At 40.9% G+C, this 21,578-nt stretch carries 20 protein-coding genes; 18 read left to right on the forward strand and 2 right to left on the reverse strand.

The annotated features are described in order from the left end of the window. The first annotated feature begins 51 nt into the window (after nt 1–51). From essC to NSS92_RS18450, 5 genes are all read left to right on the forward strand, one after another. Nucleotides 52–4,527, forward strand: coding sequence for a type VII secretion protein EssC (essC, locus tag NSS92_RS18430; RefSeq protein WP_340869840.1), 4,476 nt, complete (start codon nt 52–54; stop codon nt 4,525–4,527). Next, nucleotides 4,524–7,418, forward strand: coding sequence for a type VII secretion protein EsaA (gene esaA, locus NSS92_RS18435; protein WP_340869842.1), 2,895 nt, complete (start codon nt 4,524–4,526; stop codon nt 7,416–7,418). The genes essC and esaA overlap by 4 nt, the downstream gene beginning before the upstream one ends. Next, nucleotides 7,408–7,893: a type VII secretion protein EssA gene (gene essA / locus NSS92_RS18440; RefSeq protein WP_142945098.1), complete on the forward strand. Its 486-nt coding sequence runs from the start codon at nt 7,408–7,410 to the stop codon at nt 7,891–7,893. Before esaA ends, essA begins: the two co-directional genes overlap by 11 nt. A gap of 99 nt (nt 7,894–7,992) precedes the next feature. Next, nucleotides 7,993–8,736 carry a (S)-benzoin forming benzil reductase gene (locus NSS92_RS18445; RefSeq protein ID WP_340870093.1) on the forward strand — a complete coding sequence of 248 codons (744 nt, stop codon included), beginning with the start codon at nt 7,993–7,995 and terminating at the stop codon, nt 8,734–8,736. 299 nt (nt 8,737–9,035) lie between these two features. Continuing rightward, on the forward strand, nt 9,036–9,569 hold the full coding sequence (locus NSS92_RS18450) for an HD domain-containing protein (RefSeq protein WP_024423336.1): 534 nt from the start codon (nt 9,036–9,038) through the stop codon (nt 9,567–9,569). On the opposite strand, the gene NSS92_RS18455 is transcribed toward NSS92_RS18450, so the two are convergent. After that, the gene (locus NSS92_RS18455; RefSeq protein ID WP_340869847.1) at nt 9,566–11,053 is read right to left on the reverse strand and encodes an esterase/lipase family protein; all 1,488 of its coding nucleotides are present in this window, start codon (nt 11,051–11,053) and stop codon (nt 9,566–9,568) included. The two genes, NSS92_RS18450 and NSS92_RS18455, sit on opposite strands and share 4 nt — an antisense overlap. A 176-nt stretch (nt 11,054–11,229) precedes the next feature. Between NSS92_RS18455 and NSS92_RS18460 the strand changes: the two genes are divergently transcribed. The 9 genes from NSS92_RS18460 to NSS92_RS18500 all read left to right on the forward strand — a co-directional run bounded on the left by NSS92_RS18460 (nt 11,230) and on the right by NSS92_RS18500 (nt 17,607). Continuing rightward, nucleotides 11,230–11,466, forward strand: coding sequence for a YuzF family protein (locus tag NSS92_RS18460; protein ID WP_142945095.1), 237 nt, complete (start codon nt 11,230–11,232; stop codon nt 11,464–11,466). Nucleotides 11,467–11,649: 183 nt separating this feature from the next. Then, on the forward strand, nt 11,650–12,753 hold the full coding sequence (locus NSS92_RS18465) for an AI-2E family transporter (RefSeq protein WP_267586553.1): 1,104 nt from the start codon (nt 11,650–11,652) through the stop codon (nt 12,751–12,753). A 66-nt stretch (nt 12,754–12,819) separates the two neighbouring features. Then, nucleotides 12,820–13,041 (forward strand): spore germination protein, encoded by a 222-nt coding sequence (locus tag NSS92_RS18470; RefSeq protein ID WP_003213446.1) that lies wholly within the window; start codon nt 12,820–12,822, stop codon nt 13,039–13,041. Between the two features lie 98 nt (nt 13,042–13,139). Continuing rightward, on the forward strand, nt 13,140–13,361 hold the full coding sequence (locus NSS92_RS18475) for a spore germination protein (protein ID WP_267586552.1): 222 nt from the start codon (nt 13,140–13,142) through the stop codon (nt 13,359–13,361). Between the two features lie 96 nt (nt 13,362–13,457). Beyond that, a complete protein-coding gene (locus NSS92_RS18480) occupies nt 13,458–13,706 on the forward strand; it encodes a YueH family protein (protein WP_340869850.1) in 249 nt (82 codons plus the stop codon). A 27-nt stretch (nt 13,707–13,733) separates the two neighbouring features. Beyond that, nucleotides 13,734–14,141 carry a YueI family protein gene (locus tag NSS92_RS18485; RefSeq protein WP_340869852.1) on the forward strand — a complete coding sequence of 136 codons (408 nt, stop codon included), beginning with the start codon at nt 13,734–13,736 and terminating at the stop codon, nt 14,139–14,141. 60 nt (nt 14,142–14,201) lie between these two features. Beyond that, nucleotides 14,202–14,753: a cysteine hydrolase family protein gene (locus tag NSS92_RS18490; RefSeq protein ID WP_024425949.1), complete on the forward strand. Its 552-nt coding sequence runs from the start codon at nt 14,202–14,204 to the stop codon at nt 14,751–14,753. Nucleotides 14,754–14,770: 17 nt separating this feature from the next. Next, nucleotides 14,771–16,243, forward strand: coding sequence for a nicotinate phosphoribosyltransferase (locus NSS92_RS18495; RefSeq protein ID WP_024423327.1), 1,473 nt, complete (start codon nt 14,771–14,773; stop codon nt 16,241–16,243). Nucleotides 16,244–16,380: 137 nt separating this feature from the next. After that, nucleotides 16,381–17,607 carry an EAL and HDOD domain-containing protein gene (locus NSS92_RS18500; RefSeq protein ID WP_048237328.1) on the forward strand — a complete coding sequence of 409 codons (1,227 nt, stop codon included), beginning with the start codon at nt 16,381–16,383 and terminating at the stop codon, nt 17,605–17,607. 33 nt (nt 17,608–17,640) lie between these two features. Here the strand turns inward: NSS92_RS18500 and NSS92_RS18505 are convergent, their stop codons facing one another. Further along, entirely contained in the window at nt 17,641–17,997 is a 357-nt protein-coding gene (locus NSS92_RS18505; protein ID WP_267586549.1) for an inner spore coat protein, read from the reverse strand. 505 nt (nt 17,998–18,502) lie between these two features. Between NSS92_RS18505 and degQ the strand changes: the two genes are divergently transcribed. The 4 genes from degQ to NSS92_RS18525 all read left to right on the forward strand — a co-directional run. Further along, complete coding sequence (gene degQ / locus NSS92_RS18510; protein WP_340869855.1) at nt 18,503–18,643, forward strand: degradation enzyme regulation protein DegQ; 141 nt, start codon at nt 18,503–18,505, stop codon at nt 18,641–18,643. A gap of 151 nt (nt 18,644–18,794) precedes the next feature. Further along, entirely contained in the window at nt 18,795–19,709 is a 915-nt protein-coding gene (locus NSS92_RS18515; RefSeq protein ID WP_340869857.1) for a polyprenyl synthetase family protein, read from the forward strand. Beyond that, nucleotides 19,706–19,876, forward strand: a complete 171-nt coding sequence (gene comX / locus NSS92_RS18520; protein ID WP_073207246.1) for a competence pheromone ComX — start codon at nt 19,706–19,708, stop codon at nt 19,874–19,876. The genes NSS92_RS18515 and comX overlap by 4 nt, the downstream gene beginning before the upstream one ends. Before the next feature lie 53 nt (nt 19,877–19,929). Beyond that, on the forward strand, nt 19,930–21,578 hold a 1,649-nt coding region (locus NSS92_RS18525; RefSeq protein WP_340869861.1), incomplete at its 3' end, for a PDZ domain-containing protein.

Raw genomic sequence — 21,578 nt, forward strand, 5'->3', positions numbered from 1 at the left:
TTCTTTCGATACAACTGACAGTAGGTGCTGTCCCATGAGGAGGTGGAGCGTTTGAGTCTTCTTTGGGTTTTTTATGAGGAGGATTATCAAACCGTCCGTTTAGATGAGCAGTTCAATCGAGAAGCTCTGATTGGACCTGAAATAGAGCATACGGTGACAATCCCTTCACTTTCGTTTGATGAAGGGGCAATTCGTTTATCACCTGATGAACCGAATGATGGTTTTTATATTTATCAGGGAGATGAGAAGAAAGGCAAATTACTTCCACATGAACCATATCAGCTTGGTTCACTCACACTTATTTTAATGGATGCACATCATGATCAGCATATTTATTACCTAGGAAATAGAGTCGAGTTGTCTTTTTCACGTGAGGAGAAGGATGAAATTGATGTGTGGAAAGAACAAGCTCATTCCATGTTTCAAGATGCCAGCCAGTTCACTTTAGAGAAAATCGAAGGAACATGGTATGTCATGCCTCAGGACGAGACGATTTACGTGAACGGAAAGAAAATCCACGGTCCAGAGAAGATTTATGCCGGAGATGAGCTGTTCTGGAACTTTCTGACGGTGACATTTAAAGATGATGATTTATTACAGGTGACAGCTTACGAACCCTTTCAAACACGTTTGGAAAAAACAAGACCGCCAAGCACAGAAACAAAACAAAAATACCCTTCATACAGACGAACACCGCGTTTGATTTATGATTTACCAGATGACCGGGTATCCTTTAGCTTTCCTTCGCAGGAGAGTGAAAATAACAGCAGAGGGCTTTGGCTTGTCGTCCTTCCGCCCCTTGTAATGCTCCTTGTGATGGGGATTGTCGCCCTTATCCAGCCGCGCGGAATCTTTATTGTCGTGTCGATGGCGATGTTTATCATGACGTTAATTACATCGTCTGTTCAATACTTTAAAGAAAAATCACAGCGCAAAAGACGAGAAGAGAAGCGGCAGCGAGTCTACTCTCTTTATTTAGAAAATAAGCGGCAAGAGCTGCAGGAGCTGTATGACCGCCAGCAATATATTTTGACGTATCATTATCCGTCATTTGAACAAATGAAGTATTTAACATCAGAAATCAGCGGCCGCATTTGGGAAAAGACACTTGTAAGTGACGACTTCTTGCATCTGCGTCTTGGAACGGGAGCAGTCCCATCAAGCTATGAATTATCGATGAGCGGCGGCGATATGGCCAATCGAGATATTGATGACTTAATGGAACAAACGCAGCACATGCAAAAAGTATATCGTGAAGTGAAGAATGTCCCGATTACGTTCGGTCTTGCGGATGGTCCAACAGGATTAATTGGGAAGCCTGCGATTGTGAAAAATGAGCTTCATCAGCTTGTCGGACAGCTTGCTTTCTCGCACAGCTATCACGATTTGAGATTTGTCTTTATCTTTCATGAGCAGGAGTATGAGAATTGGGAATGGATGAAATGGCTTCCGCACTTCCAGCTGCCTCATACATATGGCAAAGGGTTTATTTACAACGAGCAAACACGCGATCAGCTGTTGTCCTCAATCTATGAAATTTTACGTGAGCGTGATTTAGAAGAGGAAAAAGAGAAGAAAATCTTTACGCCTCATTTTGTGTTCATCGTGACAAATCATGAGCTCATTGCTGAGCATGTGATTTTAGAATACTTAGAAGGCAGCCGGACAGACCTTGGTATCTCCATTCTCTTTGCTGCAGAAACAAAGGAAAGCTTAGCTGAAAATATCTCAACGCTTGTCCGTTATATTAACGAAGAAGAAGGAGATATTCTCATTCAGCACAAGAAGGCGGTACGAATTCCGTTTCAGCTTGATACACATCAGCGCGGGGACAATGAACTGTTTGCCAGAACACTGAGAACATTAGACCATCAAGTCGGTATGACCAATTCGATTCCTGAAACGGTCTCATTCCTTGATCTTTTTCATGCCAAACAGGTGGACGACATTGGCATTCGTGAAAAATGGCTGACTTCAGAAACGGCCAAATCATTATCAGTGCCAATCGGTTATAAAGGGAAAAACGACATTGTCGATCTGAACCTGCATGAAAAAGCACACGGCCCGCACGGATTGTTGGCGGGAACAACGGGATCAGGGAAAAGTGAATTTTTACAGACATATATTTTATCGCTCGCTGTACACTTTCACCCGCACGAAGTTGCTTTCCTGTTGATTGACTATAAAGGAGGCGGAATGGCGCAGCCGTTCCGAAATATTCCTCATTTACTTGGAACGATCACCAATATTGAAGGCAGCAAGAACTTTAGTGAAAGAGCGCTTGCCTCTATTAAAAGTGAATTGAAGAAAAGACAGCGGCTGTTTGATCAGTATCATGTGAATCACATCAATGATTATACGAAGCTCTACAAGGAGAAAAAGGCTGAGCAGGCAATGCCTCACTTGTTCTTAATCTCTGATGAGTTTGCTGAATTAAAAAGTGAAGAGCCAGACTTTATTAGGGAGCTTGTCAGTGCTGCACGTATCGGCCGAAGCCTCGGGGTCCATCTCATTTTAGCTACCCAAAAGCCAGGCGGAGTCATTGATGATCAGATTTGGAGTAACTCCCGCTTTAAGGTCGCACTAAAAGTGCAAGATGCGTCAGACAGTAAGGAAATTTTGAAAAATAGTGATGCAGCGTCCATTACCGTCACAGGCCGCGGTTATTTACAAGTTGGCAACAATGAAATTTATGAACTGTTCCAATCGGCTTGGAGCGGTGCACCATATATGGAAGATGGCTACGGCTCAGAAGATGACATTGCCATTGTGACAGATACTGGTCTTATTCCGTTATCAGGGGTAAGCACAGAGCCGGCAGTGAAAAAAGAGACAGTGACGGAGATTTCCGCTGTTGTGGATGAAATTGAACGTATGCAGCAAGAGCTTGGAATTGAGAAGCTGCCAAGTCCATGGCTTCCACCGCTTGAAGAGCGGATTCCAAAAACGCGTTATGCGTCGAGTGAAGAGCATGTCTTCCATTTTGCACTTGTCGATGAACCAGATCAGCAAAGCCAGCATCCACTTTCTTATCAAATGATGGAAGATGGGAACATTGGCATCTTCGGTTCCTCCGGCTACGGCAAATCACTTGCTGCTACAACACTGCTGATGAGCTTTGCGGAGAGGTATTCACCTGAAGAATGGCATGCATATATTTATGACTTCGGAAACGGAACATTACTTCCGTTAGCCAAACTGCCGCATACGGCGGATTATTTCTTAATGGATCAGATGAGAAAGATCCAAAAATCAATGAAGCGTCTGCGGGAAGAGGTTGAATATCGCAAGCGATTATTCAGACAGCAAGAAATGAGTCATATCAAAATGTACAACGCCTTAAATGAGAAAAAGCTTCCATTCATTTTTATCGTGATTGACAACTTTGACATTGTCAAAGACGAAATGCATGATCTCGAATCTGAATTTATTCAGCTGAGCCGTGACGGGCAATCACTAGGTATTTACTTCTTGATTACAGCGACCCGGGTAAACGCAGTGCGTCAATCGCTGATGAACAATCTGAAAACAAAGATTGTCCATTACTTAATGGATCAAGGAGAGGCGTATTCCATTATTGGCAGACCGAAATTCAGCTTAGAGCCGATCCCAGGACGAGTCATTATTAACAAAGAAGAGCTTTATTTTGCGCAAATGTTTCTGCCAGTTGAAGGAGAGAACGATCTCGAATTGTTTGAGCATCTGAAACAAGAGATACAGCTTCTTCATGATCGCTTTGAAGCGGCTGAAAAACCAAAGCCTGTGCCAATGCTTCCTGATAAGCTGACAGTTTGGGAGCTTGAGAGTCGTTTAGATGAACAAAAACCGCCTTATGATATTCCAGTCGGATTAGATGAGGAATCTGTGGCACCTGTTTATTTTGACTTGAAAAAGAATAAACATTGCCTCATCATCGGTCAAACTCAACGCGGGAAAACAAATGTGACAAAACTGATGCTTGATCAGCTTTTAGTGGCAAAGCCTGAAAAGCTGGCTGTCTTTGATTCAATTGATCGGGGTCTATCTCATTATGCAAAAGAAGAGAACATCGATTACCTTGAAACAAAGGATGATATCACCGAATGGGCAGAAGAAATAGACCGCTTATTCAAGGTGCGGGAAGAGATGTACGTCGAAGCTGTACGCCGAGGGGAGACCGATCAGCTGTCATTTCCTCAAATTGTGCTTGTGATTGATGGCATTACGCGTTTTCAGCAGACGATCGATCCGCGTCTTCAAGATCAATTGGCTGATTTCATGAAGTCATATGCGCACCTGGGCTTCAGCCTGATTGCATCAGGGAATCATACCGAGTTCAGTAAGGGCTATGATGCACTCACAAACGAAATCAAACAAGTTCGTCATGCCATGTTACTCATGAAAAAATCAGAGCAAAACATCATACCGCTTCCGTATGCAAGACAAGAACCAGAGATTCAGCCAGGCTTCGGCTATTTGGTTGAAAACGGGAAAGAGAAGAAAATCCAGGTTCCTTTATGTGCGGTAGAAAGGAAGAGTGTTCAATGACAGAGCAGCAAAAAAGCTCCATCAAAATCATCTCCACCATGATATTGATTCTTGTGCTGCCGGTTTTATTTTTCCACCTGATTGGAGATGACCCGGCAAAACAGAAGAAGAATGCCACGCGTAATATTGCGGTGGTCAATGAGGATATGGGAGCGAGCGAAAGTGAAAACACGGCTCGTTTCGGACAGGATGTTGTGGCAGCATTGTCAGAGCGTCCTGATTATACATGGACTGTAGTGAATCGCAGTGCGGCGGAAAATGGACTGAAAAACAGAAAGTATGACGCTGTCCTCTATATTCCGTCTGACTTCTCTAAAAATGTGCTGAGCTATGATAAAGACCATCCTGAAAAGGCGTCCATTCAATTTTCGATTCAAGATCAGCTCAATGCAGTCAATAAAGAGAAAGTGCAAAGAGAGCTGGAAAATGCACAAAAGAAAATGAATGAACAGATGTCGACGCTATACTGGAGTTTTGTATCACAGGAAATCGGCAATGTAAGAGAAGAGTTTGAGCATATTGTCGGCAAAGAAGTCGAATTCCAAAACACAATGTACAACTTCTATAAGCCGAACTCAAACAAACTATCAGATGCCGTACAGCAGCAGAAGAAACAAATAGAAGAATTAAAAAATGCGATGGCCGATTCACAGAAACAATATAAAGACGGCTTGAGTACAACAGAAGAAGCAAAGAACCAGTTAAAGGACTTTGTGAAAGTAGTCGATCAATACCAGCAGTATCAAGACAAACAAAAGGATCTCTTGATCAAAGCGCAATCAGCAAGCCAAAAGCAAATCCAGCAAGGGCTCAAACAGCTCGCTGACATTCAAAACCAAAATGCCCGCAGCTTTAGTGATCAAATGGGCGGACTCAAAACAGACATCAACGGGGTACAAAGTCAGCTGAAAACAACTGACAGCGCCATCCAATCTGTTCAAAAGTCGAGAGAAGACGTTATTCCTGGTCAATCAAAGGGATTAGCTAAACTTGTGCAGGACTCTCAGGAAGAACTAATTAAAACCTATGAAAAGCGGTACTTGGACTATTATAAAAATAAGATTATCGTCTTGCAGAATAAGTTAGATACAAAAAGGCAAGAGTTAATAAACGCACCTAAGCCGCCAGAAGACGATAATGATGATGGGCCATCAAATCAAGATAATGAAAAACCCGAAGAGATCGGAATTAACCTAGATGAAGAAACAAATGAGCTCTCGCAAATTTCAACAGAAATGAACGAACTCGCGGATCAATTAGCAGATCAGGAGACTCCGCCTACTGGAGATGGCAATGATGATAAAACCGGTGATGATCCAGCTCAGCCAGATACCGGCAGCACAAATTCATCGAAGGACGACCTTAAAGCACTCTCTACTCGCTTAGATGAAGTGAAAAAGAAGATTCAAGAAAAAACGGCCACTCATAATGACGAATTGAAAGACAAAGTGAGTCAGATAAATGAAGAGCTTAAAGACCTTTCTGACAAAATAGATAAACTTGAAAAGAAGTTTCTACAGTTACAAGATCGATATAATGTGATTCCAAATGAAATCAAAAATCAGGAATCCTCTATTTTAAGCAAAGTAAAAGAGCTGAAACAAGAAAACTCACCTATTGCAAATGCCTTTAACATTAAGATATTTGATCAAGAGTTTGAAACAAATACAAGAAACACTAAGAAATTAATGGAGTATTCCAATCAACTCTCCCAACTAGAAATGATGCTTAGTGATTTATATGAACCAACAAATAACTCTTCTCTATATGACGCAAAAGAAGAGAATATCCAGTCCATCCTCTCCATCAAAAAAGAAGAAACAGAAAACTGGGATAAGCTGAAAAACCAAATGCTGACATCAAATGATGATGTGTCTACATTTATTGATGAGATGCAGAAGTTTTCAGATGGTTATGCGGAGTACATTACGACTCAGCAGGCAAGCATGGAACAGGAGTTACAGACAATCTCTGAAAGTGCGGACAATGTAGCTGAGCAAATGGCAGATCAAGGGGATGCGGTGTATACGGCGGACCTTACAGGCAGTTCGATTGTTGTCAGTGCACAGGATTCAATTGGTCAGGAAGTGCTTCGTCTTTCTGAAAATATGAGTTCGTTAACCGACCGCCAAAAAGGGGTGGCGGATTATACGAATAACATTGAAGAGAGTGTGACAACAGTTCAAGAAAAAGCAGATACACTGAACGAAAACTGGAGCAAGAATGTCGACTCTACGAAGCTTGTTCAGCAAGATTTAAAGGGGATTTTAGGAAATACATTAAGCGATCAAGGCAACAGCAACTATGTGTATAACCATTTAGCCAATCCACTGAAAATCAGCGGCGATGTGCCGGAAGAAAAAACGCAGACTGTACCGCCGGTCGTCATTTTGGTCATTGTGATGATCAGCAGTTTGTTAATTGGCTTTTTCAGCTCGTATTATGCGTCAGCTCCGATGCTGGTCAAAGGTGCACTGTTTGGCATCTTAAATCTATTAGTCGGACTCATGATCAGCTTGTTTGGACTGAACATTTACAAACTTGCAGATGATCAAGCCATTCAATGGTCGATCTTCACCATTTTGTTATTAGTGGCGTGCTCTGCCTTTATTCGCACGGCCTTCCTTTTCGGTTCCATTGCCGGATGGATGGCAGCAACGGCGCTTATTTTCTTCTTTGTCGCACCGTTAATTGATTTGGTGATGCCGAATTTCCACTTTACCAATCCAGTGACAGACGTGTACCTGTCGATCCAATATGGAAATGGAGACACGTTTGGAATGGGCGTCACAGGGTTAGTGATTTTAACTGTCCTTTTCATGGTCGTGCCGCTTGTGAAAAAGCTATGGAAAGATAAAACAGAGGAACGTGATGTGACTCATGAAGCTTAATCTATTCGTGAAAGGGGCGGTACTCGTTGCTGTTTCCCTTTTTCTCCTTATCCCTGCCGCTTTTGCTGCTGGTGAAGATACGGATACGAATGTCAAGCCGAATGAATATCAGGAAAAGGAGCTCAATATTAACTCGAGTATATTGAGGGATCAAACGAAATACGAACAAAGCAAAACGACGTCAAAAATCAAAACAGACATTCATTTTGCTGAACCGCCTAAAGCCCCGGGTGGATCTCTTTCTCCTCAGCTTTTTAGTGATCTAAAAGAGAACCCGCCCAAAACACCAGCTCGCATGATGAAAGAGATGAATATCTCTTTTAGTGATTCGGCTGTATCAGCTCCTTCTGACGATGATCATGAGAAGCAGACATCGGCACTGCTTCCGATGATCTTTGGTTTCTTGATCGCCCTTGGTCTCGTCGTGATGATCATCCTGATTCCAAAGGTGAATGTGAAGGCTGAAAAGAAATAGTCTGTCTCTTTTAAAAGAGGCAGGCTTTTCTTTATGCAGATTGCTTGATGTCATACCGTTTCTCTACGTAAAATAGTGATATCAAGGGAGGAGATTGTCATTCGAATTTCAATCGTTACAGGCGGATCAAAAGGTTTTGGCCTAGCACTTGTGAACAGGCTGCTTTCGCGCGGGGATCATGTGTACACAGCAGCAAGAAGTGCATCGCCGATATCCCATCCGAAGCTCACACATACTCAGGTCGATCTGACAGATGAAGAAGCAGCAGCCAAATGGCTTCAAAATAGTCTCACGCCGCAAACTCTGGCAGATGCTGATGACATCTTATTCGTCAATAATGCAGGAATGGTCACACCTATCAAGCGCGTTGGACAAGGCGGACAGGATACACTTCATCAGCATTATACGTTGAATCTTGTCATTCCTGTTTTGCTGAGCCATGTGTTTGCCAAGCAGACTCAATCATTTAACGGAAAGAAAACGATCGTTCATCTTTCTTCTGGAGCGGCGAAAAACCCATACAAAGGCTGGAGTGCGTATTGCAGTTCAAAGGCAGGACTCGATATGTTTATGAGGACTTTTCATGAGGAACAGCAGGACGAGACGCATCCGATCAACACGTTTTCCTTTTCACCCGGCACGATCGATACAGATATGCAGGGGGAAATTCGGAAATCATCAAAACAAGACTTTGAACAAATAGACCGTTTTCAGCAATTATATGAAACAGGCACGCTGAAGAGTCCAGATGAAGTCGCTGGTATTTTGCTCGATCTTTTAGCGGATGATCCAGCTGGCGGATGTGTCTACGATGCACGTGAGTATGTGAAAAAGCAGTCATAACGACTGCTGCAGCGTGAAGAAAAAACCTCGCATTCGGTGTCAGGCCTGCGTACCGGTGCTCACGAATCTCAAATTCGCTCCGCGCCAGTACTCGGCCTTCCTAGACTTCAAGGGTTTTCATATCACGCTGAAAAGGAGAAAAAAAGCAGTCATAACGACTGCTTTTTTCGCATTGTACAAGCAAAAACAGCTTATTTGACATAAGCTATTCTTGAGACTCTTAGAAAATATAACAGAACATTTGAGTTTCTTTTCAGAATATGTTAGGATGCTAAAAATATAGATAAGGAGGGGTTTCCATGAGAAAGGTTACATTAATGGATGTTTACACCCATCCAGTCGCTCAAAAATATTTAAATCGTTCAGGAAAAGCCCATGCGATTGCTTGTGCTTATCACGCATTCAAACTGGCGGTGCAGGCTGGGATTAATCCAGATCTCGCTGTGAAAGCAGCCCTCTTGCATGATATCGGCCACTATGAATGGTATACAGCTGGCGGAGAATGGGATTACGAGACATATAGACGGAATGATATTCATGCCATTAAAGGAGCAGAGCGGGCTCACAAACTGCTCATACGGCTCGGTGAGGAACCAAAGGCAGCCAAAGATATTGCGCTTGCGATTCTGCTTCATACAGATTCATATTTGCCAGAGGGCGACCTTCATAAGGACACACTTCAGCAAATCGTCAAGAAAGCAGATGAAATGGATGAAGAGCCTGGCGGACATCACCATTACAGACAAATAGACGAATCACTTGCAATGAAAAAAATCACGGAATTGGATCAAAAAGTGCAGCAAGCACTTCAGCCTATGAAACGCTCTGTTTAGTATGGAATGTCTCCATGAATATTTCCATGCTGATCGACATACAATGTGCGAATAACGGTACGGTTAAATGCTGATGTACCTGATGCAGTGAGTCCGGTGTAATGAACCGTGACAGAATAAGCACCTTCTTTTTTCAATTGAACAGCTGATGAAGCAGTTGTTTTGAGAGGATGATCTTTTTGGGCATCCTTAAAGTAAAAGGTTTCTACTTTCTTGCTTAATCGTTTAATCAGACCGCTTGAATGGGTCGATGCATCATCCCCTGATTTCGCTGCCTCTGCTTTGATTTCTTCATTTAATGGTGAATCAAAGGATACGAGCAGCAAATAAGGAGCCATTTTTCCTGAATTTGATCGAATCGTCCATTTTCCAGGAACGGGTTTATTGATTTGCACATGGTGCGAAAATGCGCCTTCATATGGGAAAGATGCTTCCGATGTCTTCAGATTTGTTAAGACGTCTCCATTTGGGGCGATGATTTCCGGCCGCGCCTCCTGCCTTTCATTTAACCACTGAATCGATAAGCCATTCGTTCCTTCCTCTACATAGAACGCTTCTGTTTTATCCTTTTCACTTTCTCCACCTTTTACATAAACATCTGTATTCAGCTCAGTAGAAATCGGGGTCTCTATATTTTCTTTTTCAGCGCTTGCGGCATTTGCCAGCAGCTGAAGCTGAAATACAGGGAACATGCTTGTGCCGTTTTTAATTGAGTTGTGATCCCATTTCCCTGTTAAAATATTGTTCGCATATGATAGTTTTGTGCTGCTTACCGTGACGGCGCCATCGTTTGCACCAAAACTCTTTAAATACATGCCGCCTAAATACAGCACCCCGCCAAATGTTCCCCATTCCGATCCCGAATACGTGATGTATTTATGAGGAAACTTCTCCAGCTTGTCGGTTTCACTTCGAAAAGCCGCCATGAGCCCCGTTTGCAAAGAATAGAGCGCGTCGCTTTTTTGTCCAAGAATTTCCGCGAGCCAGCTTCCGCCCTTGCTATACGCTAAATCTGCCAGCGGCGTCCCGTAATGAGGGGAGCCGAGTGTGATGACCTTTTCCACATATGGATGGGCATTGTGATACACGAGTGCGGACTGTGTATCCACCCCGCCTTTACTATGACCAATCACAATAAGTTTTCGACCGAACACATCATAGATTTCTTTTAGTTTTTCTGCTAATAGTTTGCCATTCTTTTTCGTATCCTGATCTGGATACAAATCTATGAATGCGCTTTCGTATCCGTTCAGAACAGCTTGCTTTGCCATATCGTTTCGGTCGAACCATGTGGAGGAGGAGCTGTTAATGCCGTGTACAAAAACAAGTGGCGGTTTTGACTTGTCTTTTAGAACCGGCTCTTCTCCTTTAAACCACTTCCCTGGTGTCCCAGGTTCATCTCCAATTGTTCCTGCATATGCATAACTTGCAAAGGAAAAAAAGAGCATGACAGCAGCGAGACAGATGAGTTTTTTCAAGAACATTCACCTCTTCAAATGATTTAAGTTGTGGGCAGCACCAATCTATTATACTTCCAAAAGATGTAAAATTATATTGAATGTAAAAATGTGGTATTTGTGTGGTGGGTTTGCCCTGAGTGACATTCACATGGGTCATTGCATACGCTGTGGGTAAATACACAAGTAAAGGGGCAGGTAGGATGGCACAACAAGGAAGTCCGCAGCTTGTTTCATTAGTTGATCCATATGTTTATCAAACATTGCAGAAAGTGATTGGTATGAGATTAATTGTTCAAACAGTGAAAGATACGGTGCGTGGAAAATTGAAGGAAGTCATGCCGGATCATATTGTTATTGAGGCGGGGGCAAAGTCAGTTTTATATGTGCGGATCCAGCAAATTGTATCGGTGATGCCTGATCACAGTGAAAGAGTGTAACAAGCAGACGCATAGGTGTCTGCTTTTTTCATGCTTATAGAATGTATATCTGGAAAAAGTGCATGATATACCAATTGTTCTTTTTTTTACAAAAAATAAGGTTCTAAAACAAGAAGCAGTTGACAGAAGGTGGGTTGAATAGTAGTTTTTTAATAAGATCAATACGTAACAGGAGGAGCATCTTTGTTAAAATCTAAAGTTCATTTTTGGACATTCCAAATATTACTTGTTTTACTCATTGTGTATGTATCAACAAAGGTTTCGTTTTTATTTCAGCCGATTATTTTATTTGCATCAACCTTGTTTGTTCCTATCTTGCTGGCTGGAATTCTCTTTTTCATCTTTAATCCAATTGTTCGATTTTTGTCCAAGAAAATGCCTAGGACACTTGCTATCCTGATCATTTATCTCTTGTTCATCGGACTCATCACGTTCATTGTTAATGCTGCGGGACCGATTATTGTCACGCAGGTAGGTGGACTTGTCAAAAGCTTCCCTGGTTATGTGACGGACATGCAGAAATTTATGAACGACTTCTCGCATTCTAAAACTTTTACTTGGATGATGAACCAAGATTATGTCTCCGTCTCGAAGTTTGAACAGACAATTGTTTCGACATTAAAAGAATTGCCGGAAAACATTGCTTCAAGCATGTCTGCGGTGTTTGGCGTGATTGCCAATATTGCCTTGGCCGTGATCACAGTTCCGTTCATTTTGTTTTATATGTTGAAAGACGGACATAAGTTTCCGGACAAGCTCGTTCAATTTTTGCCAATGCCTTACCGTAAGGAAGGATTGAAAATTTTTAAAGAATTAAACGATACACTTGCGGCTTACATACAAGGGCAGATTGTTGTCTGTTTATTTGTTGGAGTGGCTTGTTTTATCGGGTACTTATTAATTGGTGTGAAATATGCGCTCATTCTCGGCATTATCATTGCGGTCACAAATGTGATTCCGTACCTTGGGCCTTATCTTGGCGCGGCACCAGCTGTGCTTATTGCGTTTCTTGATTCGCCTGGAAAAGCGGTGGTGACAGTCATTGTCATTCTTGTCGTTCAGCAAATCGATGGAAATGTCATTTCTCCATTGATCATTGGGAAACGCCTCAACACACATCCTTTGACCATTATTCTGCTATTAATTGGGGCAGGAAGCTTTGGTGGAATCCTTGGCATGATCTTTGCGGTCCCTGTCTATGCACTGCTCAAAGCCATCACCTTGAATATTGTCAGATTGGTTCAGCTGCGTCAGCGGTCTCGCAAGGAACAGCATTTAAACGTCTAGGACAGATGCACACCTTTTCCCTTTTTGCATAAGATGATTGAGATAAGCAGATAGGGGGAGATTCTTATGCCTGCAATCGTTGGACCTATTCATATCGAGTCGCTAGGAGGAAACGGTGCAGCTACTTTCGGTGATGTCCTGGCCATTGCCCCTTTGGCTGTAGACCACTCTACTGGCGGTGCGGGAGCCTTTAATTCAGGTGATTATATGTCACTTACAAGTGATCCGAATGCCACGATGCTTTGGGACTTTACATTGTTTGGCCAGCCTCAATCATTTAACGCATAGAAAGACAGCTGATGATCAAAGATCAGCTGTCTTTTTTATTTTTCATACACGTATTTTTGAGCTGGGCATATGATGTGGGGAGAAAAGGTGGTGGAAAGATGCCAGCGATTGTTGGACCTATTCATATTGACCGTGTGTTTGGAAATGGTTCTGCACATTTCGGTGATGTTTTTGCCATTTCGCCAAAAAGTGTCGATCACTCCGCCGGTGGTTCAGGTACCTATAATGCAGGGGACTTTGTCCAATTTTTTAGCAATCCAAACGTTACGTTTGTGTGGGATATAGACCTGATCGGCCAGCAAAAGAGCTTTAATGCGTAGCCAGCTTTGAAAGGGAATTCCTTTTCAGAAGCTGTCTTTTTTTATGGTACAATGGATATGGATGTAAGAAGAAAAAAGAGGTGTGAACAGAGTCAAATGAAAATTAGAAAAGCACACATCATAAGCGGACAACCAAAGACCTACAATGTATATTTACATGAAAATAAAAAAGAATATAAAACGCTTGTTGCCGTACCTGACATTGAATGGAGTATTTCCATTGCGTATGAGGACGAAAAGGAGCAGCTCATCCATACGCTTGAACAATCCTTAATGGAAAGAGTAGAAACAGACGAAGCCCGTGACCTCGCACTCAAGATTGTGCACTGGGTCACAGAAATGTAAATTTAAAAACCAGGAGTGAAAACAGCGATGAAAGAAGAATCCGTAGACTTTTATTTGCAGCAAGGGATATTTGGACATGCTGAAACAAAACCCGATGAACGAAGAATGTTTCTTGGTTCATTAAGGGAACGAGCGCTTCTCGCCCTGACAAAGGGACAGGTATCAAGAAATAAACCGTATCAAGAGGTCGAACAAATATTGAAGGCCAATCGCCAGGCCACAGTTCTATTAAATGGTGAACTTTCCTATGCTTCTTATTCTCAATATGTCAAAATGGCAAATACCGCTGGATGTTCCTTTAAAGTGGTGAATCATCACGAAGCGCACTCTCCTTTTGGTCTTGTCATAGAGATGACAGATGCGGTCCATCAGGAGCACGTCTATATAGAGGATGAGCTGTTTCAAAAAGCTTTTTCTCAGGAATCTGTTGAATAGGTTTCCCTAGTGAAATGAATAAGCTATAATGATTCAAAAGAGCATATGGGAGAGATGCGGATGGGCAAAGCGTTGATTTGTATAGATTATACAGTTGATTTTGTTGCAGACGATGGAAAACTGACATGCGGAAAGCCTGGACAGGCGATTGAGTCTAAGATCACAGAGATCACTTCTTCATTTATTGATGAAGGCCACTTTGTCGTCTTTGCTGTCGATCATCATGAAGAAGAAGACCCTTATCATCCAGAGACAAAGTTATTTCCGCCCCATAATATTCGCGGAACAGAGGGTATTGAACTTTATGGACAACTAAGTTCACTATTTCACACGTCAAAACATTTAAAACATGTCTACTATATGGAAAAAACAAGATACTCTGCTTTTGCAGGCACTCAATTAGAAATGAAACTTCGCGAGCGCGGCATCACGGAACTTCACTTAGCCGGCGTATGTACCGATATTTGTGTACTTCATACAGCTGTTGATGCGTACAATAAAGGCTTCGAACTTGTGATTCACCAAAATGCTGTGGCGAGTTTTAATGAAGCGGGGCACGAGTGGGCACTTTCTCACTTTGAGCAGTCGCTTGGTGCGAAAGTGGTTAAGTAAGGGAAGGAGAATGGAAGTTGGAGCATCGGTTTAATGACGACAGTTTATCACTACATACAGATCTTTATCAAATTAACATGGCAGAAACGTATTGGAGAGACGGCATTCATGAGAAGAAGGCAGTCTTTGAACTCTTCTTTAGAAAGCTTCCATTTGACAATGGCTTCGCTGTATTTGCTGGCTTAGAGAAAGCGATTGAATATTTATCGGACTTTTCCTTCACCGAAAGCGATCTAGCTTATTTAAAAGATGAACTCGGTTATAAAAGCGATTTCATTGACTATTTAAGCGGATTGTCCTTTACAGGTACACTCCATTCAATGCGAGAAGGGGAAATTGTCTTTGCGAATGAACCGATTATGCGCATCGAAGCAACGCTTGTTGAAGCTCAGTTAATCGAAACGGCATTGCTCAATATCGTGAATTTCCAGACGCTGATTGCAACAAAAGCGGCTCGGATTAAAGGAATCATTGAAGATGAGACGGCATTAGAATTCGGAACAAGACGTGCGCATGAAATGGATGCAGCGATGTGGGGAGCAAGAGCGGCACTCATCGGCGGCTTTCAGGCCACAAGTAATGTTCGTGCTGGGAAACGCTTCAACATTCCAGTATCAGGAACACATGCCCACGCACTTGTACAAGCATACCGCGATGAATATACGGCATTTAAAAAATATGCTGAAACTCATACAGACTGCGTCTTTTTAGTCGATACGTATGATACCGTCAGATCAGGTATTCCGAATGCGATTAAGGTAGCGAAAGAATTTGGAGACAAAATCAACTTCATTGGTGTCAGACTTGATAGCGGGGACCTTGCATACTTGTCTAAAAAAGCTAGAACGATGCTGGATGAAGCAGGATTCCATGATGCAAAAGTCATTGCATCAAGCGATCTTGATGAACACACCATTATGAATTTAAAGGCACAGGGCGCCAAAATTGATGTGTGGGGTGTTGGGACAAAACTGATCACAGCATTCGATCAGCCAGCCCTCGGTGCAGTGTATAAGCTGGTGTCCATTGAAGAAAACGGCAAAATGAATGATACCATCAAAATTTCATCCAACCCAGAGAAAGTGACAACACCAGGCCGTAAACGTGTGTACCGCATTATCAATCAATTGAATCATCATTCTGAGGGTGACTACATTGCACTTGAAGAGGAAGATGTTCATAGTGAGGATAAACTAAAAATGTTCCATCCTGTGCATACATTTATTAGTAAATTTGTGACGAACTTTGTGGCGAAAGATCTTCACGTCCCGATTTTTGAACAAGGTAAACTTGTCTATGACAATCCGGATATTCAAACGATTCAAGCCTACGTGCAGGACAGTCTTGGACTCTTCTGGGAGGAATACAAACGAATCAGTAAACCAGAAGAATATCCAGTCGATTTGAGTCAAAAATGCTGGGATAATAAAATGCAGTTTATCCATGATGTGAAAAATAAAATCAAAAAAGAGCTTTATGAAAGCGAATGATTTGAAGAAAGGGAGATCATCAAGCCGGATGGTCTCTTTTTTTTATTTTGACCGATTGAAAATGAACTAAAAGCGCAATCATTTGGTATACTGAAAGCACATCTTGTTTGTCATGGCATAAAGGAGGATTGGAGCAGTTGAGGGTGTTTGTTGCGAGACAGCCTATTTTTAACAGAAAAGAACAAGTCGTATCATATGAGCTGCTTTATAGAGATAGTGAAACCAATACATATAGCGCTGAAGACGGTGATCAAGCGACAACGGACCTCATTATCAATAGTTTTCTAAATATCGGCATCGAAACACTGACAGAAGGAAAACGATGCTACATTAATTTCACCGAAAGCTTGCTTTCATCTGATCTGCTCACCTATTTTGATCCGCATCAGCTTGTGATCGAGATATTAGAAAATGTACCGATTACCCCGGCACTTATTATGAGATGTAAGCAGTTAAAAAAATGGGGATATACGATTGCACTCGATGATTTCTTCCTAAACGGAACACATTATAGTGACAAGCTGCTTGAGGAACTCCTCTATTGCATTGATATTTTAAAAATTGACTTTCTGAAAACGACAACGCAAGAACGAAGAGCTATTCTGAATACGTATAAAAAGTATCGCCTTCGATTCCTAGCTGAAAAAGTAGAAACGAGAAGAGAATATGAAGAAGCGCTAGAAGCGGGCTTCCACTTGTTTCAAGGGTATTTCTTTAGTGAGCCGCATGTGATATCGGGACGAGCCTTATCGACCAGCTTCCATGCGTACCATCAGCTTTTAAATGAGTTAAGCAAGGACCAGCCGAATATCCAGACCGTGACCCATTTTATTGAAAGTGACCTTTCGCTATCATATCAATTATTAAAAATGCTGAATTCTGGCGGCATGAGACGTCTTTATCAAATTAAAAGTATCCGGCAGGCGATTATCCTGCTTGGGTTTAATGAGATTCGGCGCTGGATCTTTATCCTTTCATTTAAAGAACTAAATGTCCAAGCTAACTCAAGCCAAAAAGAAATTATCAAAATGTCATTCATTCGTGCCAAAACGTGTGAACTGATTGCCCATCGTACTGAACGAGAGCACCCAGCCTCTTATATGCTGACAGGTATGTTTTCTCTTATTGATACACTTGTCAGGGCAGATATCACAGAACTTGTGAAGGAGCTGCCGCTTTCTGATGAAGTTGGCGAGGCACTGCTTGGCTATGAAAATGATTATTCTTTTGTGCTAGGTGTGGCCAAACGTATTGAACGAAATGAATGGGATGATGAGATGTTAGATGGAAATCTCCCGAAACAGGAAGCTTATGGCTGTTATATAGAAGCCATTGAATGGTGCCATAAAATGTTTGAATCTTAAGAAAAGCCGCTCTGAATGAGCGGCTTTTCTTTGTCATGACCACTGTAAAAGAAGAAAAAGTCTGCTGGAGGCAAGAGACAAGTAGATCCGAATACCTTCTGGACTAAAGCGGACATCGATGCCGCTTTTCACACCGATTTGCTTCAGCATACGGATGACACTTGTTGAATCAGAGCGCTCAGCAGCCTCCATGATGCGCTGCGCAAACGGAAGGGAGCTGGAAATTTGCTGCGTGATGAGTGAAGCATCAGCAACGAGACGGGCTGATTCCTTTGCGGCTCGTTGAAACGAGTGGGCATCTACTGGAGGAAAAGTCATTGGCGTGCGCGGCGGGTATGCGTGGCTCATTGCGGGAACCTGCAAAGCAGGATAAGGAACATAGTAAAACACATGGTCACCTCTTCTCTCATTGACGTGAAATTGGACGGATATCTGTTCTAAATGTATGTAGAAAATCAGAATAAAGAATCAAAATGATCTTTCTATCTTTGTAAATCCAACATAAAAATAGGTACTTTTGCGGTCAATTTCGGTGAATGTCGCCAAAAAATTGCGGTGTCCACAATAGCGTCTGTCGTCTGACCTATAACACGCAAAACCGAAGATATAGAGGGGATCGTATGTTCTCTCGGGAGAGAAGTGTGACGAATGATGCCTATTCCTGTCGCAAAAATGACGCAATTCCTTTGAAATTGAGATAAAAGTATGATTTGAAAAGTCAGAAAATGATGAAAAAAGACCTATTGAATTTTGCGGTATCACGCACATGTTTTGTGCATACTTTTCGGTGAAAAAATACTCAATTACATTTACACTGTTAGTAACAGATCAAATACTTATGACCCAATCACCATACACAAATACATTGATCTTCCAAAAAAGGAGAGTGGAATCGATGGAAAAGTATGAAATCGAAGAACTTAAACTATTATTATGGAAACTTGAAAACGAAATTAGAGAAACAACGGCTTCTCTTCATAACATTAACAAAAGCATTGATCAATACGACAAATATGAATATGTGAAAATTTCTTAAAGACTTGATAATCATCAAGTCTTTTTTTTATCCAAATACATACAAAAAAAGGATATATTATTATATAATTGTTAAATAGCGATGTCAGTGGACATTTGCTCATGTCTTTTTAGTAAAATAAAAGACGAAAGGGTGAGGTACAAGATCGAGTATGCTAAACTATCTAGAGAATACAAAAATCAAGCAGAATATGTCTGATTTTATTCAACATGCAGTCAGGCAGAATGATTTACAAAAGCTGCTTTTGAAATTTACAGATAGAAAAAAAGAATTTCCTCTTGGTCAATTGGCTTACCAGCATTATAAGGCATTTGGCGGACAAGACAAGCAAGCGATTACAAAACTGGCAGCAGGGATTGAACTTCTCATCTTATCAGCCGATATATTAGATGATATTGAAGATCAAGACAATGATTCGTACCCTTGGATGAACGTCAACCAAGGAGTGGCCATCAATGCTTCTACGTATTTGTATACGGTGAGTATCCAATTCATCACATCAATTTGTGAAAATAATTCTCAACTAATAGAGAAACTGTTCCACTTCATCAAAATGTCTATGGAAGGGCAGCATGAGGATTTGCGTCATCTGCATGGAACAGAAGAAGAGTGTGTAGAGGTTTTAAGGAAAAAATCAGGATCTTTAACAGCTCTTTCTAGCGTATTGGGTGTTTATTTAGCGACAGGAAAAATAAACGCCACTGTGGAATCTTATTCGATATATTATGGTGTTGCTGAACAGATCAGTAACGATTTTTTTGCGTTATTTTCAAAAACAAACGGAGATTTTCAAAAAAAACAAACGCTGGCATTCAGTTATTTACAAAGACGTTTTAACGATGCCAGTCAAGAGCTTCTTTCCTTCTTTTCTATGCGACCGGATGAGTCAGAGCAAAAGCCGTTTCAATTGAAGCAGAAGTTACTTGAAGCTGGTTTGACTCAGTACATGGTATCGATGAGAGAGATTATGCTGTTAAAAATGAAGCGAGGAATTGAACAACTTGATTTACCTAAAACGAAGAAAGAACAATTATGTGCATTTATGACAAAGGAGGGCAATGATTGAACATTCAAAATGTTATTGCATATTTAGTCAAAAATCCTGGTGTTGTGAATGAATTGGACTTAGGGAATGCAAGTTTAATTCACACAGATGAACAAACCATGCAAGCAATCATTCAGGGGATTAAAAAAGGGCAAATGTCTGCAGATTATATATGGTACTATAAATGATACGATTCATTTAAAAATGATTTAAAAGTTCTCCAGTTAAGGATGTTTTTTACATGAAGATAACTTATACGAAACTATCTGCTTTTTTAGTTTTTCTGTCTTTTTTATTTGTGATCTATGTTTCATATATTTATGTATTTGATATTTTTAATGGAGCACGTGTAGCGGAGAACAAGAACGGTCAAGCAGAAGTTGTCAAAGTTGAATATCTTTCTTTAGCCTACACATCAGGATTAGAAGAAGGAGATATTATACTTAAAATCAATGGAGAACCTGCTAACAACAAAGATCATTTGATCAATGGTGAGCTTAGGAATGTGCAAAGAATTGATATTCAAAGAGGCAACCAAATGATCACTCTAAAAAATAAGACATTGATTGGTCAAGAAAGTTTATTTGTCTATATAATTCCTCTCATCCTGTATTCAATTTGTTTATTTTGTATCTTCTTTATCATTCGAATTAACAAAGAGGCCCAACGAAAATCAGCATTTCTTTTAGTTTTATTTTTATTAACGATTTGTATCGGATATCTTAGTGCAGGTACTTCAGGTATTGGTGATAGATTTAGCCATTATGTCATCACTTTTTGTTTATCAAGTGTATTTATCTTTTATATTCATTTCATTTATCAATATTTCAAAGAGTTTGACCTGCGTATAACGACTCAAAAAACAATTTGCTTTTTATATAGTCTTCCTATAATTAATCTAGTAATAGAGTTATTTGTTCCGATTGATTCGGCGATAGCCAGATACATGCCAAGTTTAAATCTTTTATTCTTTTTCGCTTCTATTATCATGTCATTCAAAGTGATTATCAATGGAATGCGGAAATATAAAGAGACAGAGCAGGGGTCTGTTTTAAAGTTTTTTGTCATGATAAATATCATAGCATTTTGTCCATTTATCTTTTTATTTGCAATTCCATATGTTTTGTTTCGTATTTATGTGGTAGATCCCTTTTTCTTAACTTCTTTTGTCTTGCTCATTCCTTTTTCACTCGTGTATCAATTTATGACGAACAAGCTTTACAATATGGATTTTTTGATAAGCAGACTGAAATACTATGGGTTTCTTGCCATTACACCGACCGTTTTTGTTGTTGTCACGTTTTACATTCTGCAAAAACCAGAAGATTTGAAGTACACACTGAAGCTCGCATTAATCACCTATACACTCATGTTGGCTGTTTTCTATTTCAAAGAAATTCTAGATTTCCGTTTTCGTCTAAAGCGTTTTTCAGAGAAGCATAATTACCAGGACAGCGTGTTTAAATTCACGCAGCTCATTCGTGAGGCGTCATCACTTCATCAAGTGCTGTATCATTTGAAATACACCATTTTAGAAGTGCTTGTTGTGAATAAAGCCTTTGTGCTTGAGGTGAAAGCTGACGGACAAATTATTGAAATTGATGAATCTACAAATGATAGTAAGCTATGGAAAGAATACGTGGATCAATTTCAAGATATTTTAGGTGAAGTCGGGAAAATTATTGAGCTTGATAAAGGGTTTATGATGAAAATTGGCGAACGGGGCGGTCACTCGTTTATCATTTGCTGCTTATCCAATATACAGACACCGAAATTGTCACGTGATGAGATTTCTTGGTTGAAAACATTGGCCTTTTACACCAGTGTCAGTTTAGAAAATGTCGTCAAGATTGAAGAATTGATGGAGCATCTTGACGATTTGAAGCAGCG

It is taken from the genome of Bacillus sp. FSL M8-0166, from assembly GCF_038008825.1.
Classification (GTDB): Bacteria; Bacillota; Bacilli; order Bacillales; family Bacillaceae; genus Bacillus; species Bacillus safensis.

What these genes read in the sequence shown, in the direction of transcription:
- esaA (WP_340869842.1), top strand. Translation starts at nt 4,524, where the DNA reads ATGACAGAGCAGCAAAAAAGCTCCATCAAAATCATCTCCACCATGATA.
- essA (WP_142945098.1), top strand. Translation starts at nt 7,408, where the DNA reads ATGAAGCTTAATCTATTCGTGAAAGGGGCGGTACTCGTTGCTGTTTCC.
- NSS92_RS18450 (WP_024423336.1), top strand. Translation starts at nt 9,036, where the DNA reads ATGAGAAAGGTTACATTAATGGATGTTTACACCCATCCAGTCGCTCAA.
- NSS92_RS18455 (WP_340869847.1), bottom strand. Translation starts at nt 11,053, where the DNA reads ATGTTCTTGAAAAAACTCATCTGTCTCGCTGCTGTCATGCTCTTTTTT.
- NSS92_RS18460 (WP_142945095.1), top strand. Translation starts at nt 11,230, where the DNA reads ATGGCACAACAAGGAAGTCCGCAGCTTGTTTCATTAGTTGATCCATAT.
- NSS92_RS18470 (WP_003213446.1), top strand. Translation starts at nt 12,820, where the DNA reads ATGCCTGCAATCGTTGGACCTATTCATATCGAGTCGCTAGGAGGAAAC.
- NSS92_RS18475 (WP_267586552.1), top strand. Translation starts at nt 13,140, where the DNA reads ATGCCAGCGATTGTTGGACCTATTCATATTGACCGTGTGTTTGGAAAT.
- NSS92_RS18480 (WP_340869850.1), top strand. Translation starts at nt 13,458, where the DNA reads ATGAAAATTAGAAAAGCACACATCATAAGCGGACAACCAAAGACCTAC.
- NSS92_RS18485 (WP_340869852.1), top strand. Translation starts at nt 13,734, where the DNA reads ATGAAAGAAGAATCCGTAGACTTTTATTTGCAGCAAGGGATATTTGGA.
- NSS92_RS18490 (WP_024425949.1), top strand. Translation starts at nt 14,202, where the DNA reads ATGGGCAAAGCGTTGATTTGTATAGATTATACAGTTGATTTTGTTGCA.
- degQ (WP_340869855.1), top strand. Translation starts at nt 18,503, where the DNA reads ATGGAAAAGTATGAAATCGAAGAACTTAAACTATTATTATGGAAACTT.
- NSS92_RS18515 (WP_340869857.1), top strand. Translation starts at nt 18,795, where the DNA reads ATGCTAAACTATCTAGAGAATACAAAAATCAAGCAGAATATGTCTGAT.